Annotated in this window: 15 protein-coding genes; 10 read left to right on the top strand and 5 right to left on the bottom strand. The window is 73.1% G+C overall.

Translation table 11 applies throughout. The annotated features are described in order from the left end of the window. Positions 1–40: 40 nt before the first annotated feature. Positions 41–1,120 (bottom strand): septation protein SepH, encoded by a 1,080-nt coding sequence (sepH, locus tag IE332_RS29955; RefSeq protein WP_189922412.1) that lies wholly within the window; start codon positions 1,118–1,120, stop codon positions 41–43. A gap of 517 nt (positions 1,121–1,637) precedes the next feature. Here sepH and IE332_RS29960 point away from each other — a divergent pair. Then, positions 1,638–2,492, top strand: a complete 855-nt coding sequence (locus IE332_RS29960) for a hypothetical protein (RefSeq protein WP_189922414.1) — start codon at positions 1,638–1,640, stop codon at positions 2,490–2,492. Here IE332_RS29960 and IE332_RS29965 read toward each other — a convergent pair. Together IE332_RS29965 and IE332_RS29970 are read right to left on the bottom strand one after the other, a co-directional pair. Continuing rightward, positions 2,489–3,805 carry a D-arabinono-1,4-lactone oxidase gene (locus tag IE332_RS29965; protein WP_189922416.1) on the bottom strand — a complete coding sequence of 439 codons (1,317 nt, stop codon included), beginning with the start codon at positions 3,803–3,805 and terminating at the stop codon, positions 2,489–2,491. The genes IE332_RS29960 and IE332_RS29965 overlap by 4 nt on opposite strands. Positions 3,806–3,907: 102 nt before the next feature. Beyond that, on the bottom strand, positions 3,908–5,164 hold the full coding sequence (locus IE332_RS29970) for an MFS transporter (RefSeq protein WP_189922418.1): 1,257 nt from the start codon (positions 5,162–5,164) through the stop codon (positions 3,908–3,910). A gap of 154 nt (positions 5,165–5,318) precedes the next feature. On the opposite strand from IE332_RS29970, the gene IE332_RS29975 reads away from it, so the two are divergent. Together IE332_RS29975 and IE332_RS29980 are read left to right on the top strand one after the other, a co-directional pair. Continuing rightward, positions 5,319–6,461: a ferrochelatase gene (locus tag IE332_RS29975; RefSeq protein ID WP_189922420.1), complete on the top strand. Its 1,143-nt coding sequence runs from the start codon at positions 5,319–5,321 to the stop codon at positions 6,459–6,461. A 76-nt stretch (positions 6,462–6,537) separates the two neighbouring features. Next, a complete protein-coding gene (locus IE332_RS29980; RefSeq protein ID WP_189922422.1) occupies positions 6,538–7,356 on the top strand; it encodes an inositol monophosphatase family protein in 819 nt (272 codons plus the stop codon). A gap of 258 nt (positions 7,357–7,614) precedes the next feature. Here IE332_RS29980 and IE332_RS29985 read toward each other — a convergent pair whose 3' ends face one another. Next, a complete protein-coding gene (locus IE332_RS29985) occupies positions 7,615–7,800 on the bottom strand; it encodes a hypothetical protein (RefSeq protein WP_030057688.1) in 186 nt (61 codons plus the stop codon). A 443-nt stretch (positions 7,801–8,243) separates the two neighbouring features. Here IE332_RS29985 and IE332_RS29990 point away from each other — a divergent pair, with 443 nt between their 5' ends. The 4 genes from IE332_RS29990 to IE332_RS30005 all read left to right on the top strand — a co-directional run bounded on the left by IE332_RS29990 (position 8,244) and on the right by IE332_RS30005 (position 12,412). Further along, positions 8,244–8,897: a response regulator transcription factor gene (locus IE332_RS29990; RefSeq protein ID WP_063349384.1), complete on the top strand. Its 654-nt coding sequence runs from the start codon at positions 8,244–8,246 to the stop codon at positions 8,895–8,897. Positions 8,898–9,083: 186 nt separating this feature from the next. Then, positions 9,084–10,415, top strand: coding sequence for a sensor histidine kinase (locus IE332_RS29995; protein WP_189922424.1), 1,332 nt, complete (start codon positions 9,084–9,086; stop codon positions 10,413–10,415). A gap of 225 nt (positions 10,416–10,640) precedes the next feature. Beyond that, complete coding sequence (locus IE332_RS30000) at positions 10,641–11,639, top strand: acyl-ACP desaturase (RefSeq protein ID WP_189922427.1); 999 nt, start codon at positions 10,641–10,643, stop codon at positions 11,637–11,639. 473 nt (positions 11,640–12,112) lie between these two features. Then, positions 12,113–12,412 carry a DUF4193 domain-containing protein gene (locus tag IE332_RS30005; RefSeq protein WP_189922429.1) on the top strand — a complete coding sequence of 100 codons (300 nt, stop codon included), beginning with the start codon at positions 12,113–12,115 and terminating at the stop codon, positions 12,410–12,412. A 243-nt stretch (positions 12,413–12,655) separates the two neighbouring features. Here the strand turns inward: IE332_RS30005 and IE332_RS30010 are convergent, their stop codons facing one another. After that, a complete protein-coding gene (locus IE332_RS30010; protein WP_373313875.1) occupies positions 12,656–13,105 on the bottom strand; it encodes a DUF3093 domain-containing protein in 450 nt (149 codons plus the stop codon). Positions 13,106–13,241: 136 nt separating this feature from the next. Between IE332_RS30010 and IE332_RS30015 the strand changes: the two genes are divergently transcribed. The 3 genes from IE332_RS30015 to IE332_RS30025 all read left to right on the top strand — a co-directional run bounded on the left by IE332_RS30015 (position 13,242) and on the right by IE332_RS30025 (position 15,157). Continuing rightward, the gene (locus IE332_RS30015; RefSeq protein ID WP_189922474.1) at positions 13,242–13,820 is read left to right on the top strand and encodes a PaaI family thioesterase; all 579 of its coding nucleotides are present in this window, start codon (positions 13,242–13,244) and stop codon (positions 13,818–13,820) included. After that, positions 13,817–14,284, top strand: a complete 468-nt coding sequence (gene dut / locus IE332_RS30020; RefSeq protein ID WP_189922433.1) for a dUTP diphosphatase — start codon at positions 13,817–13,819, stop codon at positions 14,282–14,284. The genes IE332_RS30015 and dut overlap by 4 nt, the downstream gene beginning before the upstream one ends. A gap of 69 nt (positions 14,285–14,353) precedes the next feature. After that, positions 14,354–15,157 carry a DUF3710 domain-containing protein gene (locus tag IE332_RS30025; RefSeq protein ID WP_189922435.1) on the top strand — a complete coding sequence of 268 codons (804 nt, stop codon included), beginning with the start codon at positions 14,354–14,356 and terminating at the stop codon, positions 15,155–15,157. Positions 15,158–15,227: the final 70 nt, after the last annotated feature.

A 15,227-nucleotide genomic window follows, 5' to 3' on the forward strand; every position in this document is an offset into this window, starting at 1 on the left:
GCGGGAGGCCGGGCCTCCCGCCCCGTCACGGTGTCCGCCGCTACTCCTGTTTCTTGCGCCGGCTGCCGAAGACGATCTCGTCCCAGCTGGGCACGGTGGCCCGGCGCCCGGGCCGGACGCCGTCCGCCTCGGCCTGCCGGTCGGTGGTGCCGACCAGGCGCTCGCGGTGCGGGGCGACGGCGCGCGGCATCAGGATGTCGGCGTAGGCCGAGCCCGCGCCGACCGCCGGGGCGGCGGCCGCGGCCGACTCCTCGCTCTCCTCGGCGACCTCCGCGGGCACCGGTTCGATCGCGGTGGGGCTGCCGACGGCGAGGTCGCCGCGGAAGGCGGGGACCACGTCGAGCAGGCTGGTCAGCGAGTCCCGGGAATCGGCGGTGGCCTCCCGCGACTCGCGGACCTCGCGGGCCGACATGATGCGGTCGGCCGAGGGCCGGTCGATCATCGGGCGGGGCGGCCGGTCCTGGGGGAGCCGGGCGATCCGCGGGATGAACGGGAAGACCGACTCCTCCTCGCGCTCGACGTTCTCGCCGATCAGCGCGCGGGCCTCGTCGTCGTTGGGCTGGACCAGGCGCCGCGGCGGGTCGTACGTCCAGGAGGCGCTGCGCCCCTCGCCGTCGGCCCGGTAGTAGAGGATGACCTCCCAGGTGCCGTCGTCGCGGCGCCAGGAGTCCCAGCGTTCGGTGTCCTTCTCGGCGCCGCGCAGCGCGAGCCGCTCGGAGACGGCCTCCCCGAGCTGCGGGCCGGTGGACTCGCCGTTGCGGCGGATGGCGGTCTTGCGGGCGCGCTCGGCCATGAAGGCGCGCTCGGCGAGGACCGGGCCCTCGAAGCGGCGCACGCGGTCGACGGAGATCCCGGCGGCCTGGGCGACCTCCTCGGCGGAGGCACCGGCTCGTATCCGGGCCTGGATGTCCCGGGGGCGGAGGTGGCTCTCGACCTCGATCTCGATCTGGCCGAGGCGCGGCCGGTCGCCGCGGATGGCGGCGCGTAGCCGCTCGTCGATGGGGAGGGTGTACTCCGTGCTGTCGGCAGCCTTGAGCACCAGCCGTGTGCCGTCGTTGCTGACGGCCACAACCCGCAGTTCGGGCACGGTTACCTCCCGGGTGGTGCCTGCCGACGTCACCTGCGTCGCTGCTCCCGTACTGAGTGTGGCCTGCCCACTCGCGACTGGCCACAACCTTGCTGAGTTCCCCGGCGTGTCGGGCTTAGGCCCGGACATGCCGCTGTGGCACGGTTGCCTTTTTGCCACGTCATCCGTCGACGTCGCGCCTGGGTGTCCCGGCCGTCCTCGCACGCGCAGTGATCGCGACGATCCGGGACGGGCGTCGCCGTGCGTGCCTGGTCCGTGGCTCCTCGTCAAGCTGCCGGTGTAGGCGCAGTCGACAAGTCGACCCAAGGCTCAGGCTTTACGAACAGTACTCCATTCGTGGCATCCGAAGGGGCGGCTCGCCGCTCAAGTCTCCCGCGATTCACGGGAATCTCAAGAGCGCGCGCCCCCGATGGCGGACCGCCGTCGGGTGAACGGTGATCATCTTCACACAATCCGGGCGTGCGGAACCGCATTTTCGCCCCTTGTGTCCTTCTTTGGGCAAGATGGAGTGGCTTGTTCGAGGAACAGTCGTACGGACCGAGGGATGTTGATGCCGGAGCGGAGCCCCGCCGAGGAGGGCGGCAAGGAGGAGCGTGGGCGAATCGATCTGAGTGTGGCTCAGGTCGTGGCGAGTGCGCTGGCCGCCGTCGTGGGCGCGCTGTTGGCCTCCGAACTGGGCGTGTACGGAACGATCATGGGCGCCGCGGTGGTGAGCATCGGGGCCACCACCGGCGGCGCGGTGTTCCAGCACGTCTTCAGACGGACCGGGGAACAGCTGCGCGAAGCGGTGGACCGCGGGCCGAACCAGACCGTCAACACGCTGCGCCAGGTGCCGGCGGAACCAGGGGAGCCCGCGGGGCCGCCGGTGATCACGGCGGAGTGGAACGAGCCGCAGGTGGTGCGGGCGCGCCGGCGGTGGGGCTGGAAGTCCTACGCGGTGGTGTCCGGGCTGGTGTTCGTGCTGGCGATGACGCCGATCGTGGTGTTCGAACTGGCCACCGGGCAGCCGGTGTCGGCGACGGTCAAGGGCGAGTCCGGCAACGGCACCTCCTTCGGCGGCGCGGTGACGCCCAAGTCCTCCCGCCCGCAGGACGCTCCGCCGGAGCGGCCGGCCCGGGGCGGCGAGCGGGGCGCGGACGCCACGCCGTCCGGCGGTGCCTCGGCCCCGGCGACGAGCCGGCCGAGCCGGGAGCCGAGCTCCACCCCGAGCACCGGCGCGGGGACGGCCTCACCCTCGGCGGGCCCGAGCCCGAGCCCGAGCGCGAGCCCGTCGGCGGGGTCCTCCCCGTCCGCGGGCGGTGGGCAGCCCACCGGCGGCGCCACCTCGCGGCCGCCCGTACCCGGCAACGAGCCGGCCGGGGCGACCGCGACCCCGCCGCCGGCCGACGGCACCCCTGCGAGTTAGGCCCCCAGCACCCGGCGCAGGTAGTCGTTGGCGAAGACCCGCCGCGGGTCGACCTCGTCGCGCAGTGCGGTGAAGTCGCCGAAGTGCGGGTAGACGCCGGCCAGGTACTCGGCGTCGCGGGTGTGCAGCTTGCCCCAGTGGGGGCGGCCCTGATGGGCGGTCATGAGCTGTTCGACGCCGGTGAAGTAGCCCTGGTCGGCGGTGCCCCGGTAGAGGTGGACGGCGATGTAGGCGCTGTCCCGGCCGGAGGCGGTGGAGAGCCAGAGGTCGTCGGCGGGGGCGAAGCGCACCTCGACCGGGAAGCTGACCTTCCAGTCGGACCGTTCGACCAGGGCCTTCAGCTCGCGCAGCACCTCGGCGACGGCCTCGCGCGGCACCGCGTACTCCATCTCCACGAAGCGGACCTTGCGCGGGCTGGTGAAGACCCGGTACGCGGTGTCGGTGAAGCTGCGCTCGGACCAGGCGCGGCTGGCCAGGGCGGCGATCGAGGGGATCGAGCCGGGGAACCGCCGGCCGACCCGGCAGGCGCCCTCCCAGACGGTGTTGGAGAGGAAGTCGTCCTCCAGCCACTCCTTGAACCGGGGCAGCGGGGCGGCCGGCCCCTGGCTGCGGTTGTTGCGCTTGGTGGCGCAGCGGTCGGTGTGAGGGAACCAGTAGAACTCGAAGTGCTCGTTGACGGCGGTGAGGTCGTCGAGGCGCTCCAGCACCTCGTCGAAGTCCATCGGCTGCTCGTGCGCGGTGAGCAGGAAGGCCGGTTCGACGCCGAAGGTGAGTGCGGTGATCACGCCGAGGGCGCCGAGGCCGAGCCGGGCGCCCTGGAAGAGCCGGGGGTTCTCGGTGGGGGAGCAGCGCTTGACGGAGCCGTCGGCGAGGACGATCTCCAGGGCGCGGACCTGGGCGGCGAGCGAGCCGGAGTCGCGGCCGGTGCCGTGGGTGCCGGTGCTGGTGGCGCCGGCGACGGTCTGGACCTCGATGTCGCCCATGTTGGTGAGCGAGAGGCCCTCGGCGGCGAGGACCCGGTTGAGGCGGTGCAGCGGCAGGCCGGACTCGACGGTGACGGCCTCGCGGTCGATCGCGCGGACGGCGGTGAGCGCGTGCGGGCGGATCTGGACGCCGTCGCCGGCGGAGGCGATCGAGGTGAAGGAGTGGCCGGAGCCGACGGCCTTGACGGTGCGGCCCTGTTCGGCGGCGCGCAGGATCTCCTTGGCCAGTTCCTCCGCGGTGCCGGGCTCGGCGGCCCGGGCCGGCCGGGCGCTCTGGTTGCCGGCCCAGTTGGTCCACCGGGCGCGGGTCGCGGTACTGGCCTGGGGCATTGCGCTGCCTCCTGCTCCGTGGCCGAACGGGTCGGCGCGGTCAGGGCGGCGGGCCGCCCTACCCACGGGCTTACCCATGGGTAGGGCGAGAGATTAGTCAGTTCACCGTTCGGCGTCTACGGGTCGTCCGGCCTCGTCGGCGGGCTCGTTCGCGGCGACTCCGGCGCGCAGGCGGCCGAGTCCGGAGACCGCGGCGACCACGCCGAGGGCGCCGGCGGCCAGCGGCACCCAGTAGCCCGCCGAGGCGCCGGAGGCGTCGACCACCCAGCCGCCGACCGAGGAGCCGAAGGCCACGCCGAGGGCGAGTCCGGTGGTGGTCCAGGCCATGCCCTCGGTGAGCTTGGCGGCCGGGACGAGCCGCTCGACCAGGGCCATCGCGGAGATCAGGGTGGGGGAGATGGCGACGCCGGCGATCAGCAGGGCGGCACCGGCCGCGATCAGGGCGCCGACGCCGTGCACGGTGGAGGCGACGACCAGGATGGGGATCATGCTGAGCGCCATCATCACCACGCCGACGAGGAAGCGGGTGGACAGCGGGCTCTTGGGCTTGAGCGCCCCGTAGACGACGCCGGCCAGGCCGGAGCCGAGCGCCCAGACGGCCAGGACGACGCTGGAGAGCCCCTTGTGCCCCTGGGCGTCGGCGAAGGCGACGGTGACGATCTCGACCGAGCCGAAGATCGCGCCGGTGGCGACGAAGGTCAGCACCAGGACGACCAGGCCGCCGTTGAGGATGGCGCTGCCGCCGCTGTGGGCCGCGGCCGGGTGGACCGGTGGCTCGGTGCGGCGCTGGGCGGTGAACAGGGCGATGCCGACGGCGAGCGCGATGACGGCCACCAGGACGCCGGACTCGGGGAAGACGTTGGTGGCCAGGCCGATGGCGAGGATCGGGCCGACGATGAAGCAGACCTCGTCGACGACGGCCTCGAAGGAGTACGCGGTGTGCAGCTTGGCCGCGTCGTCGCGGTAGAGGTGGGCCCAGCGGGCGCGGACCATGGCGCCGGCGCTGGGCATGACGCCGAGGCCGACGGCGAAGAGGAACAGGGTCCAGGACGGCGCGTGGAAGTGGGCGCAGAGCAGGAGTCCGGTCGCGGCGGCGACGGTGAACGCGGTGGCCGGGAGGGCGATGCGGCGCTGTCCGCGGCGGTCGACCAGCCAGGAGACCGCCGGGCCGAGGGCGGCGGCGGCGACGGCCATGGTCGCCGAGACCGCTCCCGCCAGGCCGTACGACCCCGTCAGCTGGGAGAGCATGGTCACGATGCCGATGCCCGCCATGGAGATCGGCAGACGGGCTATGAACCCGGCGGACGAGAAGGCCAGGGTGCCGGGGGCGGCGAATATCCGGCGGTAGCTGGACAGCACGGGGGATCTCCGTGGGGAGTGAGGACCGGGGTCAGGGGTGAAGTAAGGAACAAGATTGGCGTACACAGCTTACGTACGTTGGCAAACGGTATTTTCCGGACACCGGCGCGGCCCCGGCGACGGCACCCGACCCCTCAGTGGCAGGATCGGTGCCATGTCCGACGCGCGCAAACCCTCCCCCTCCGGCGCCGCCCCGTACGACGCCCTGCTGCTGCTGTCCTTCGGCGGGCCCGAGGGCCCCGAGGAGGTCGTCCCGTTCCTGGAGAACGTCACCCGCGGCCGCGGGATCCCCACCGAGCGGCTGAAGGAAGTGGGCAAGCACTACTTCCTGTTCGGCGGGGTCAGCCCGATCAACGAGCAGAACCGCGAGCTGCTCGCCGCGCTGCGCAAGGACTTCGCCGAGAACGGGCTGGACCTGCCGGTCTACTGGGGCAACCGGAACTGGGCGCCCTACCTGGTCGACGCCCTGCGCGAGATGGCCGCCGACGGCCACCGCCGGATCGCCGTGCTCGCCACCAGCGCCTACGCCGGCTACTCGGGCTGCCGCCAGTACCGGGAGAACCTCGCCGACGCGCTGGCCGCGCTGGCCGCGGAGGGCGTGCCCGCGCTGCGGGTCGACAAGCTGCGGCACTTCTACAACCACCCCGGCTTCGTCGAGCCGATGACCGACGCCACCCTGGCCGCGCTGGCGGAGCTCCCCGAGGCCGTCCGGGCCGGCGCCCGGCTGGCGTTCACCACCCACTCCATCCCGGACACCATGGCCGAGACCTCCGGCGCCCCGGACGACCCGGCCCGCGGCACGCCGGGCGGCGCCTACGTCGCCCAGCACCTGGACGTGGCCCGGCTGATCGCCGCGGCCGTCGCCGAGCGCACCGGCGTCGCCGACCGGCCCTGGGACCTGGTGTTCCAGAGCCGCAGCGGAGCCCCGCACACCCCGTGGCTGGAACCGGACATCTGCGACCACCTGGAGGCGCGGCACGCCGAGGGCGCGCCCGCCGTGGTGATGGTCCCGATCGGTTTCGTCTCCGACCACATGGAGGTCAAGTACGACCTCGACACCGAGGCCGTCGCCAAGGCCGCCGAACTCGGCCTGCCGGTGGCCCGCGCCGCCACCGTCGGCGCCGACCCCCGCTTCACCGCCGCCGTGCGCGAGCTGCTCCTGGAGCGGGCCGCGACCGAGCGCGGCGAGGATGTGACCCGCTGCGCCCTCGGCCGGCTCGGCCCCAGCCAGGACGTGTGCGCGGTGGCCTGCTGCCCCAACCCGCGCTCCCAGCGCCCGGCCGTCGCCGAGCGCTGACCGTCCGTCCCGCGTGCCGGCCGTCCTGCCCGCCCGCCCGCCGACCGTCCGTCCCGCCGTTCCGGAGGAGAATCCCGTGACCGCCCCCGCCCAGCCCGACGACCGGCTCCTCGACGACCTGCTGGACGTCGCCCTGGACGCGGCCCGGCAGGCCGGCGCCCTGCTGCGCGACGGCCGCCCCGCCGACCTCGGTGTGGCCGGCACCAAGAGCAGCCCGGTCGACGTGGTGACCGAGATGGACCTCGCGTCCGAGAAGCTCGTGCTGGAGCTGATCACCGAACGCCGCCCGGCGGACGGCTACCTCGGCGAGGAGGGCGCCGAGCGGTCCGGCACCAGCGGGGTCCGCTGGGTCGTGGACCCGCTCGACGGCACGGTCAACTACCTGTACGGGCTGCCCTCCTGGGCGGTCAGCGTGGCCGCCGAGGTGGACGGCCGGGCGGTCGTCGGCGTGGTGTACGCCCCGGCGCGCGAGGAGCTGTTCCACGCCGTGCTGGGCCGGGGCGCCCGGCTGAACGGCGCGCCGCTCTCGGCCCGCCCGGCCCCGCCGTGGGGGCAGGCGCTGATCGCCACCGGCTTCAACTACGTCCAGTCGGTGCGGGTGCGCCAGGCCGAGGTGCTGCTGGCCCTGATGCCCGAGGTGCGGGACGTCCGCCGGGGCGGGGCGGCCGCCGTGGACCTGTGCGACGTCGCCGCCGGGCGGCTGGACGGCTACTACGAGCGCGGCCTCGCCCCCTGGGACCGCGCGGCCGGCTGCCTGATCGCCGCCGAGGCCGGCGCCCTGACCGGCGGCCGCCCCGGGCACGACCCGGACCGCGAGCTGACCGTGGCCGCCGCCCCGGGCGTGTACGAGCCGCTGCAGGAGCGCCTGGCCGCGCTGCGCGCCTGGGCGGACTGACCGGCTCCGGTCGGCCCGGACCGGGGCCGGCCGACGGGCCACCCGCCGACCGGCCCCGGGCACGACAAGAGCCCGGGGCCGGCGGCGAACCCGAACACGCGAAGCATGCGAAACACGTGAATCGCGCGAAACGTGCGAAGGGCCCGGGCATGCGAAGAGCCCTGGCATACGGGGGATGCCAGGGCCTGGGGTTTCGCACGGCCCCCACAGGGCCGCAGGTGCCGGAGTCCCGGCGACGGGTCGGTGGTACCGGACGGGTCAGGCAGCGGTGCGGTGGCGCTCCAGCACCGTGTCGACGCCGTGCTCGGCGGCGAGTCGGCGGAGGTCGTCCAGCTCGGACTGCTCCACCTCGGCGAGGAACTCGTCCCCGGCCTCGATCGCGCGGTGCAGGTCCTGCTCGGCGTTGGCTATGCGCTGCAGGATTCCGGCCTTGAAGGCGTCCATACGGGCCCCCTTACTGTGTCGGACGTGCACGGTCGTGCGTTCTCCGCCCCGAGGAGGTTCAGCCGGTGAATGCGCCCCGGCCGGCAGGTGGTGGCTCTCCGGTCGGGCGCGGAGACGGCCTTCGGCCGCTCCCGGTGATGTCCCAGCCCCAGGGCCGGCGCGGATGAACGCACGGCGGGTGGGTGCGATCGGCCAAGAACCAGATCGCGGGTGTGCAGCTGTCCTCCCCCGGGAGGGGGCCGGGAAACCTCCCGGCGGAAGAAAGTTGCCCGTGTCACATTCCAAGCGGAGTGATACCGACACGAACGGTCACCGTCGCGGCCCCGGGCGTCCTGCCCGAGTGGCAGCTTATCGCTGCTTTACCGCAGGACCAGGCAGGATGGAGGCACCGTCGGAGCCGTGCGTCCGCTTTCCGGGGCCGGCCTGGAGAAGGGACAACGACCGTGCGGGTTCTCGTCGTCGAGGACGAGCAGCTGCTTGCCGAGGCCGTCGCGACCGGCCTGCGCCGCGAGGCGATGGCCGTCGACGTGGTGTACGACGGGGAGGCCGCGCTCCAGCGCATCGCGGTCAACGACTACGACGTGGTGGTCCTGGACCGGGACCTCCCGCTGGTCCACGGCGACGACGTCTGCCGCAAGGTGGTCGAGCAGGGCCTGGCGACCCGGGTGATCATGCTGACCGCCTCCGGCGACATCAGCGACCGGGTCGAGGGGCTGGAGATCGGCGCGGACGACTACCTTCCGAAGCCGTTCGCCTTCAGCGAACTCGTCGCCCGGGTAAGGGCGCTGGGCCGCCGTGCGACCGTCCCGCTGCCCCCGGTGCTGGAGCGGGCCGGGATCTCGCTCGACCCCGGCCGGCGCGAGGTGATCCGCGAGGGGCGCACCGTCCAGCTCGCCCCCAAGGAGTTCGCCGTCCTGGAGGTGCTGATGCGGGCCGGCGGCGCCGTCGTCTCCGCCGAGCAGTTGCTCGAGAAGGCCTGGGACGAGCACACCGACCCGTTCACCAACGTCGTGCGCGTCACCGTGATGACGCTGCGCCGCAAGCTCGGCGACCCGCCGGTGATCGTCACCGTGCCGGGCTCCGGCTACCGGATCTGACCACCGGATCGACCGCCGGCTCCGGCCACCGTTTCCGGCCACCGGATCCGGTCACGGATCGGCCACCTGATCCCGCCGGGGAGCGACCCGCCCGGCGGGCTCCCCGGACTCATCACCGAGGAGGGCCCCCGCCCCGGGACCCCACCACCCCGCGCCCGCCACGGCGGACGCCCCGAGAGGACGATCATGACCACCCCGCCCCCGGCCGGCGGGGCCTCCGGCGCGCCCGCCGGCGGCCCGCGCGCCGTCCCGCCCAAGCCCGTGCACCCCCCGCGCTCGGCCCGGTCGAACCAGACCTACGTCCCCGGCGACGGCGTGCTCGCCTGGCTGCCCTTCCGCCCCACCATCCGGATGCGGCTCACCCTGCTCTACGGCGGGATGTTCCTGATGGCCGGCGTGGTGCTGCTGCTGGTGATGTACTTCTTCGTCCAGCAGGCCCTCCAGGAGGTCGGCCAGCCGCACCTGGTGCTCAACGGCTCGGGCATCTCGGTGCGCACCCCGGACAACCTCACCCTGACCAGCCAGTCCGCGCTCGACCAGTGGCTGAACGACTACAAGGCCTACCAGGCCAGCCAGGCGCTCAACACCCTGCTGCGCAAGCTGCTCACCGTCCTGGTCTGCCTCGCCGTGATCGCCTTCGCGGCCGGCTACGCGATGGCCGGCCGGGTGCTGCGCCCGCTCGGCCGGATCACCCGCACCGCCCGCGACGTCGCCTCCTCCGACCTGCACCGCCGGATCGAGCTGGACGGGCCGGACGACGAGCTCAAGGAGCTCGCCGACACCTTCGACGACATGCTGGACCGGCTGGACCGCTCCTTCGACTCCCAGCGCCGCTTCGTCGCCAACGCCTCGCACGAGCTGCGCACCCCGCTGGCGATCAACCGCACCCTGCTGGAGGTCCAGCTCTCCGACCCGGCCGCCTCGCCCGACCTGCAGCAGCTCGGCAAGACCCTGCTGGCCACCAACGAGCGCAGCGAGCAGCTGGTCGAGGGCCTGCTGCTGCTCGCCCGGAGCGAGAACGAGCTGACCGACCGCCGCCCGGTGGAGCTCTCCGAGGTGGCCACCCGGGCGCTGGAGCAGACCCGGGCCGAGGCGGACAAGCGCGAGGTCGAGCTGCGCTCGAAGCTCGATCCGGCCGTGGTCGCGGGCAACGGCGTGCTGCTGGAGCGGCTCGCGCTCAACCTGCTGCAGAACGCAGTCCGGTACAACACCGCGGGCGGCTGGGTCGAGCTGGCCACCGCCGCGGTGCCGGGCGGCGGCGAGCTGGTGGTCTCCAACACCGGACCGGTGGTGCCCGGGTACGAGCTGGAACACATCTTCGAGCCGTTCCGCCGGGTGAAGGGCGCCGACCGCACCCGCAGCGACAAGGGGGTCGGGCTCGGCCTGTCCATCGTCCGCTCGGTCGTGCGCGCCCACGGAGGCACCGTGGAGGCCACCCCGCGCGCCGGCGGCGGGCTCACCATGCGGGTCCGCATCCCGTCGCCCCAGGGCGCCGTCCCGGGCTCCGCCCCGCGCTGACCGCCCCTTCCGTGGGCGACCGTTTCCCGCCGCCCCCGCCAGGCCCGTCAAGACGACATAAGGCCTGGCGGGGGCGGCTTGTCTTTTCCGGCCCGAGCAACTTACGGTGTCGTAACCTACGCAACCGTAAGTGGGTCCGCCGGTGCCCCCCGCCGACGGGTCCGCACGTTGCGTGCCCGCCCAGCGCGCCCGTCCCCGCGCGTGCCGTCCTCCGGGAGCAAGACCGTGACCATCGCCCCTGTACAGCGCAGCACCGTGCAGAGCAGCCCCGCCCTCGGATCGAGCGGCTGGACCGACGCGCGGCTCATCCTGGCCCTCGAAGAGGTCGTGGAGAAGGAGCTCAACCGCCACCTGGGCGTGGCCAAGGAGTGGATGCCGCACGAGTTCGTCCCGTGGAGCCGCGGGCGCGACTTCGACGGCGTGCTGGGCGGCGAGGCCTGGTCGCTCGAGCAGTCCCAGGTGACCGCGCTGGGCCGGGTGTCGCTGGTGGTCAACCTGCTGACCGAGGACAACCTCCCCAGCTACCACCACGAGATCGCGAGCATGTTCGGGCGCGAGGGCGCCTGGGGCACCTGGGTGCACCGCTGGACGGCCGAGGAGGGCCGCCACGGCATAGCCATTCGCGACTACCTGCTCGCCACCCGGGCCGTCGACCCGGTGGAGCTGGAGCGGGCCCGGATGAACCACATGTCCGAGGGCTTCGAGTCCGACAACGCGCACAGCATGCTGCAGTCGGTCGCGTACGTGGCCTTCCAGGAGCTCGCCACCCGCATCGCGCACCGCAACACCGGCAAGCACGCCGGCGACCCGCTGTGCGAGCAGCTCCTGGCGAAGATCGCCAACGACGAGAACCTGCACATGGTCTTCTACCGGAACCTGCTGAAGGCCGCCCTGGAGATCGCCCCGGACCAGGCCATGCGGGCCATCGCCGACGTGGTGACCGACTTCCGGATGCCCGGCCACGGGATCCCCGGCTTCGAGCGCGCCGCCGCCCAGATCGCCCTCGGCGGGGTGTACAACCTGCGCATCCACCACGACGACGTGCTGCAGCCGGTGCTGCGCAAGCTCAAGGTGATGGAGATCGACGGCCTCGGCCCGGAGGGCGTGCTGGCCCAGAACGAGCTGGGTGTCTTCCTGGACGGGCTGGACGCCCAGGCGCGCAAGTTCGAGGAGCGCCAGGCCGCGATCCTGGCCCGTCGGGCGGCCCGGAAGGGCGCCGAATAGGGTGCGCCGAGGGGCGGTCGGAGTGGGTGGATTTTCCGTGGTTTGCCCCGGAAGATTCTGAACGTGACCAAGCTCACACCGTGTCGCTCCACGGTCCTGGACAACCTCGGAGAGTGATCATCCGGCCGGGGGTGTCGGTCGCCGTGCGTGACCGGATTCCGTCCTCGGGCGGACCCGTCGCGACGGTCGGCGTCCCTGGTGGGCAAGGGATTCGGTGGGTGTCCGCACCAGCTCTGCTCACTGTGCGTGTCCGGTTCGCCGAGCTCGGGAAGGGGCGGCGATGGCCCAGCGTGAGGCCTTCGCCAGCCCCGAGGATCACCCCGATGGAGGCCCGGCTGAGTGTCGATTGAGTAACAGGGCTTGAAGTAAGGCAAAATCTCCGCCTCGGGTCGGGCACAAGACCGACCCCCCATGCGTTACGTGCCCTGGAGATACCGCACACACCGCACAAACCCGGAGGGGGAGAGCGAAAAATGGCAACCGACTACGACACCCCACGCAAGACCGACGACGAGCTCAACGAGGACAGCATCGAGGAACTCAAGGCTCGGCGGAACGACAAGGGCGGAAGCTCTGTCGACGTCGACGAGTTCGAGGCTGCCGAGGGCATGGAGCTCCCGGGCGCCGACCTCTCGAACGAGGAGCTCGCCGTTCGGGTCCTGCCGAAGCAGGCCGATGAGTTCACCTGCATGAGCTGCTTCCTGGTCCACCACCGCAGCCAGCTGTACAGCGAGAAGAACGGCAACCCGATCTGCCGGGACTGCGGCGCCTGAGCACCGCGGCGGACAGGGCCCGGTGCCCGCGGCTCCCGCGGGACCGGCACACCGCTCCTTCCGGCCCCGGGCAGCGGGGCCGGACGGCAGTTCCGGGGGCCGTCCGTCCGGACGGCCCCGACAGGACGGAGCCGGCCGACACGGCGGCCGGCGCAAAGTCGTAGGGACGGTCCCGCAGCAGCGGAACCGTCCCTCTCCGTTTCACCGGTCCTTCTCGGGCCCTCGTGCCCTGGGCCCGCTCCCTCAGGCGCGGGCGCCGCGCCGGGCCTCCTCCAGCGCCTCCGACAGCTTCATCGGCGAGCGGGTCGACAGGTAGAGGTACGGCGTCGGGTCGGCCGGGTCGCTCACCTCGACCCGCAGCGCCGTCGGAACGTAGCTGCGCAGCAGCATGAAGGCGCGGGGATCGGCCTTGGGACCGCGCCAGGCCGCCGCCTCCTTGGGGCTCAGCGCCTGCGCGGTGCCGAGCGCTTCCACCGGGATCCGGGCCGGTCCGGCCACCAGCGAGCCCTGGACCACGCGGATCCGGGCCGAGCCGTAACTGCTGATCCCGACCGCGCCGGCGGCGATGCCGACCACCAGCCCGACCAGCGCGGCCGGGCCGCTGACCCGGATCAGGATCAGCGCGAGCGTGAGGCCCACCGCGACCGGGAGCAGCCACCAGGAGCGCGGCACCGTGAGGCGTTCGTCGTACATGCCCTCCATTGTGGGCGCCCTGACACCCCGCGCGGGACGCCACCCCCACCGAGGGCCTTCCTACCCCTGGGTAGGGTTGGGCGCCGTGACCGGTACGACAGCCCCCGACACCCCCACCGACCGGCCGGCGCCCACGATGCCGCCGACCCCGACGACCCCGCCGCCGGACGCCGTCCTGCCGCCGCGCGCCCCTCAGGCGCCCGCCCCCGGCACCCGGCTCGGCTCCCACTACGAGCACTGCTTCGGCTGCGGCCCGCAACACCCCGGCGGCCTGAAGATCGACGCGATCGCCGGCGAAGGACTCGACGTCACGGCCGAGTTCACCGTCCGGGACGTCCACCAGGGCGGCCCCGGCCTGGCCCACGGCGGCCTGCTGACCACGGCCATGGACGAGACCCTCGGCACGCTCAACTGGCTGCTGCACGCCCCCGCCGTGACCGCCCGGCTGGAGACCGACTTCCTCTCCCCGGTGCCCGTCGACTCGGTGCTGCACCTGCGCGCCTGGGTCACCGGCGTGCACGGCCGGAAGATCTACAGCGCGGCCGAGGCGCGGATCGGCGGCCCGGACGGACCGGTCGCCGTACGCGCTCAGGCGCTCTTCATCGAGGTGAAGCTGGAACACTTCACCACGCACGGTCGTGCCGAGGACATCGAGAAGGTCCTCGACGACCCGGATCTGATGAAGCGCGCACGAGCCTTTGAGGTGAACCCTTGAGCGATACCCCCCGCCCGCTGCTGGACGTCCTGATCAAGCGCATCGACCCCGAGCTGCCGCTGCCCGCCTACGCGCAGCCCGGCGACGCCGGCGCCGATCTGCGCACCACCGTGGACGCCGAACTGGCCCCCGGCGAGCGGGTCGTCCTGCCCACGGGCATCGCCATCGCCCTCCCCGACGGCTACGCGGCCTTCGTCCACCCCCGCTCCGGGCTGGCAGCTCGTTGCGGAGTTGCTCTCGTGAACGCCCCGGGGACGGTCGATGCCGGGTACCGTGGAGAGATCAAGGTGATCGTCGTCAATCTGGACCCGCGCGAGGGGGTCAAGTTCCGCCGAGGGGACCGAATCGCCCAGCTGGTGATCCAGCAGGTCGAGAAGGCCCGCTTCCACGAGGTGGAGGAACTGCCCGGGTCGGCACGTGCCGAGGGCGGGTTCGGGTCGACCGGCGGCCACGCCGCGGTCTAGCATTCCCGCGGCCTCGCAGGAAGCCGAGCAGGTATTCGCATCGGTCTTGGACCGGGAAGGACAGTGACCGTGTTCCGTCGTCGCCAGAAGAGCGAGGACGCTGTCGAGCAGCTCGCCGACGACGCCATCAGCGCCGACGAGACGGCCGATGACGTCGAAGGTTCCGCCGAGAGCGAGAACGTGACCGAGCTGGATGTGGCCGACCGGGTCGGCCTGCCGCCGGCTCCGCGGCCGGACGGTCCGTGGGACCACTCCGAGCTGGAGAACCCCGAAGAGGGACGGGTGGACCTCGGGGGTCTGCTGGTCCCCGGTGTCGAGGGCATGGAGCTTCGGGTCGAGGTCGCCGGTGACGCGATCGTGGCCGCGACCCTCGTGCTCGGCAACAGCGCCATCCAGCTCCAGGCTTTCGCGGCCCCCAAGTCCGAGGGCATCTGGGGAGAGGTCCGGGAGGAGATCGCCAACGGCATCACCTCGCAGGGCGGCCTCATCGAGGAGGAGGAGGGCCCGCTCGGCTGGCACCTCCGCGCCCAGGTCCCCGTGCAGCTGCCGGACGGCACCCAGGGTGTCCAGCTGGTCCGGTTCGTCGGCTGCGACGGTCCGCGCTGGTTCCTGCGCGGCGTGATCTCGGGCCAGGCGGCGGTGCAGCCGGAGATGGCCGGGATCCTGGAGCAGGTCTTCCGGCAGACGGTCGTCGTGCGCGGTGAGTCCCCGATGGCTCCCCGCGACCCGATCGTGCTGAAGCTCCCCGAGGACGCCCAGATGGTGGCCGACGGTGGCGGGGCAGCCGCCGGCGCCGGCGAGGCCGAGAACCGATTCGGCGGCACGGCGCTCGACCCGTTCGCGCGCGGCCCGGAGATCACCGAGGTCCGCTGACCGTCCAGATCGCCCCTGCCCGGGAGTCCGGGCGGGGGCGATTTGCATGTGGCGGGTCGGTCCCCGTACA

Source organism: Kitasatospora xanthocidica (assembly GCF_014656195.1).
Classification (GTDB): domain Bacteria; phylum Actinomycetota; class Actinomycetes; order Streptomycetales; family Streptomycetaceae; genus Kitasatospora; species Kitasatospora xanthocidica.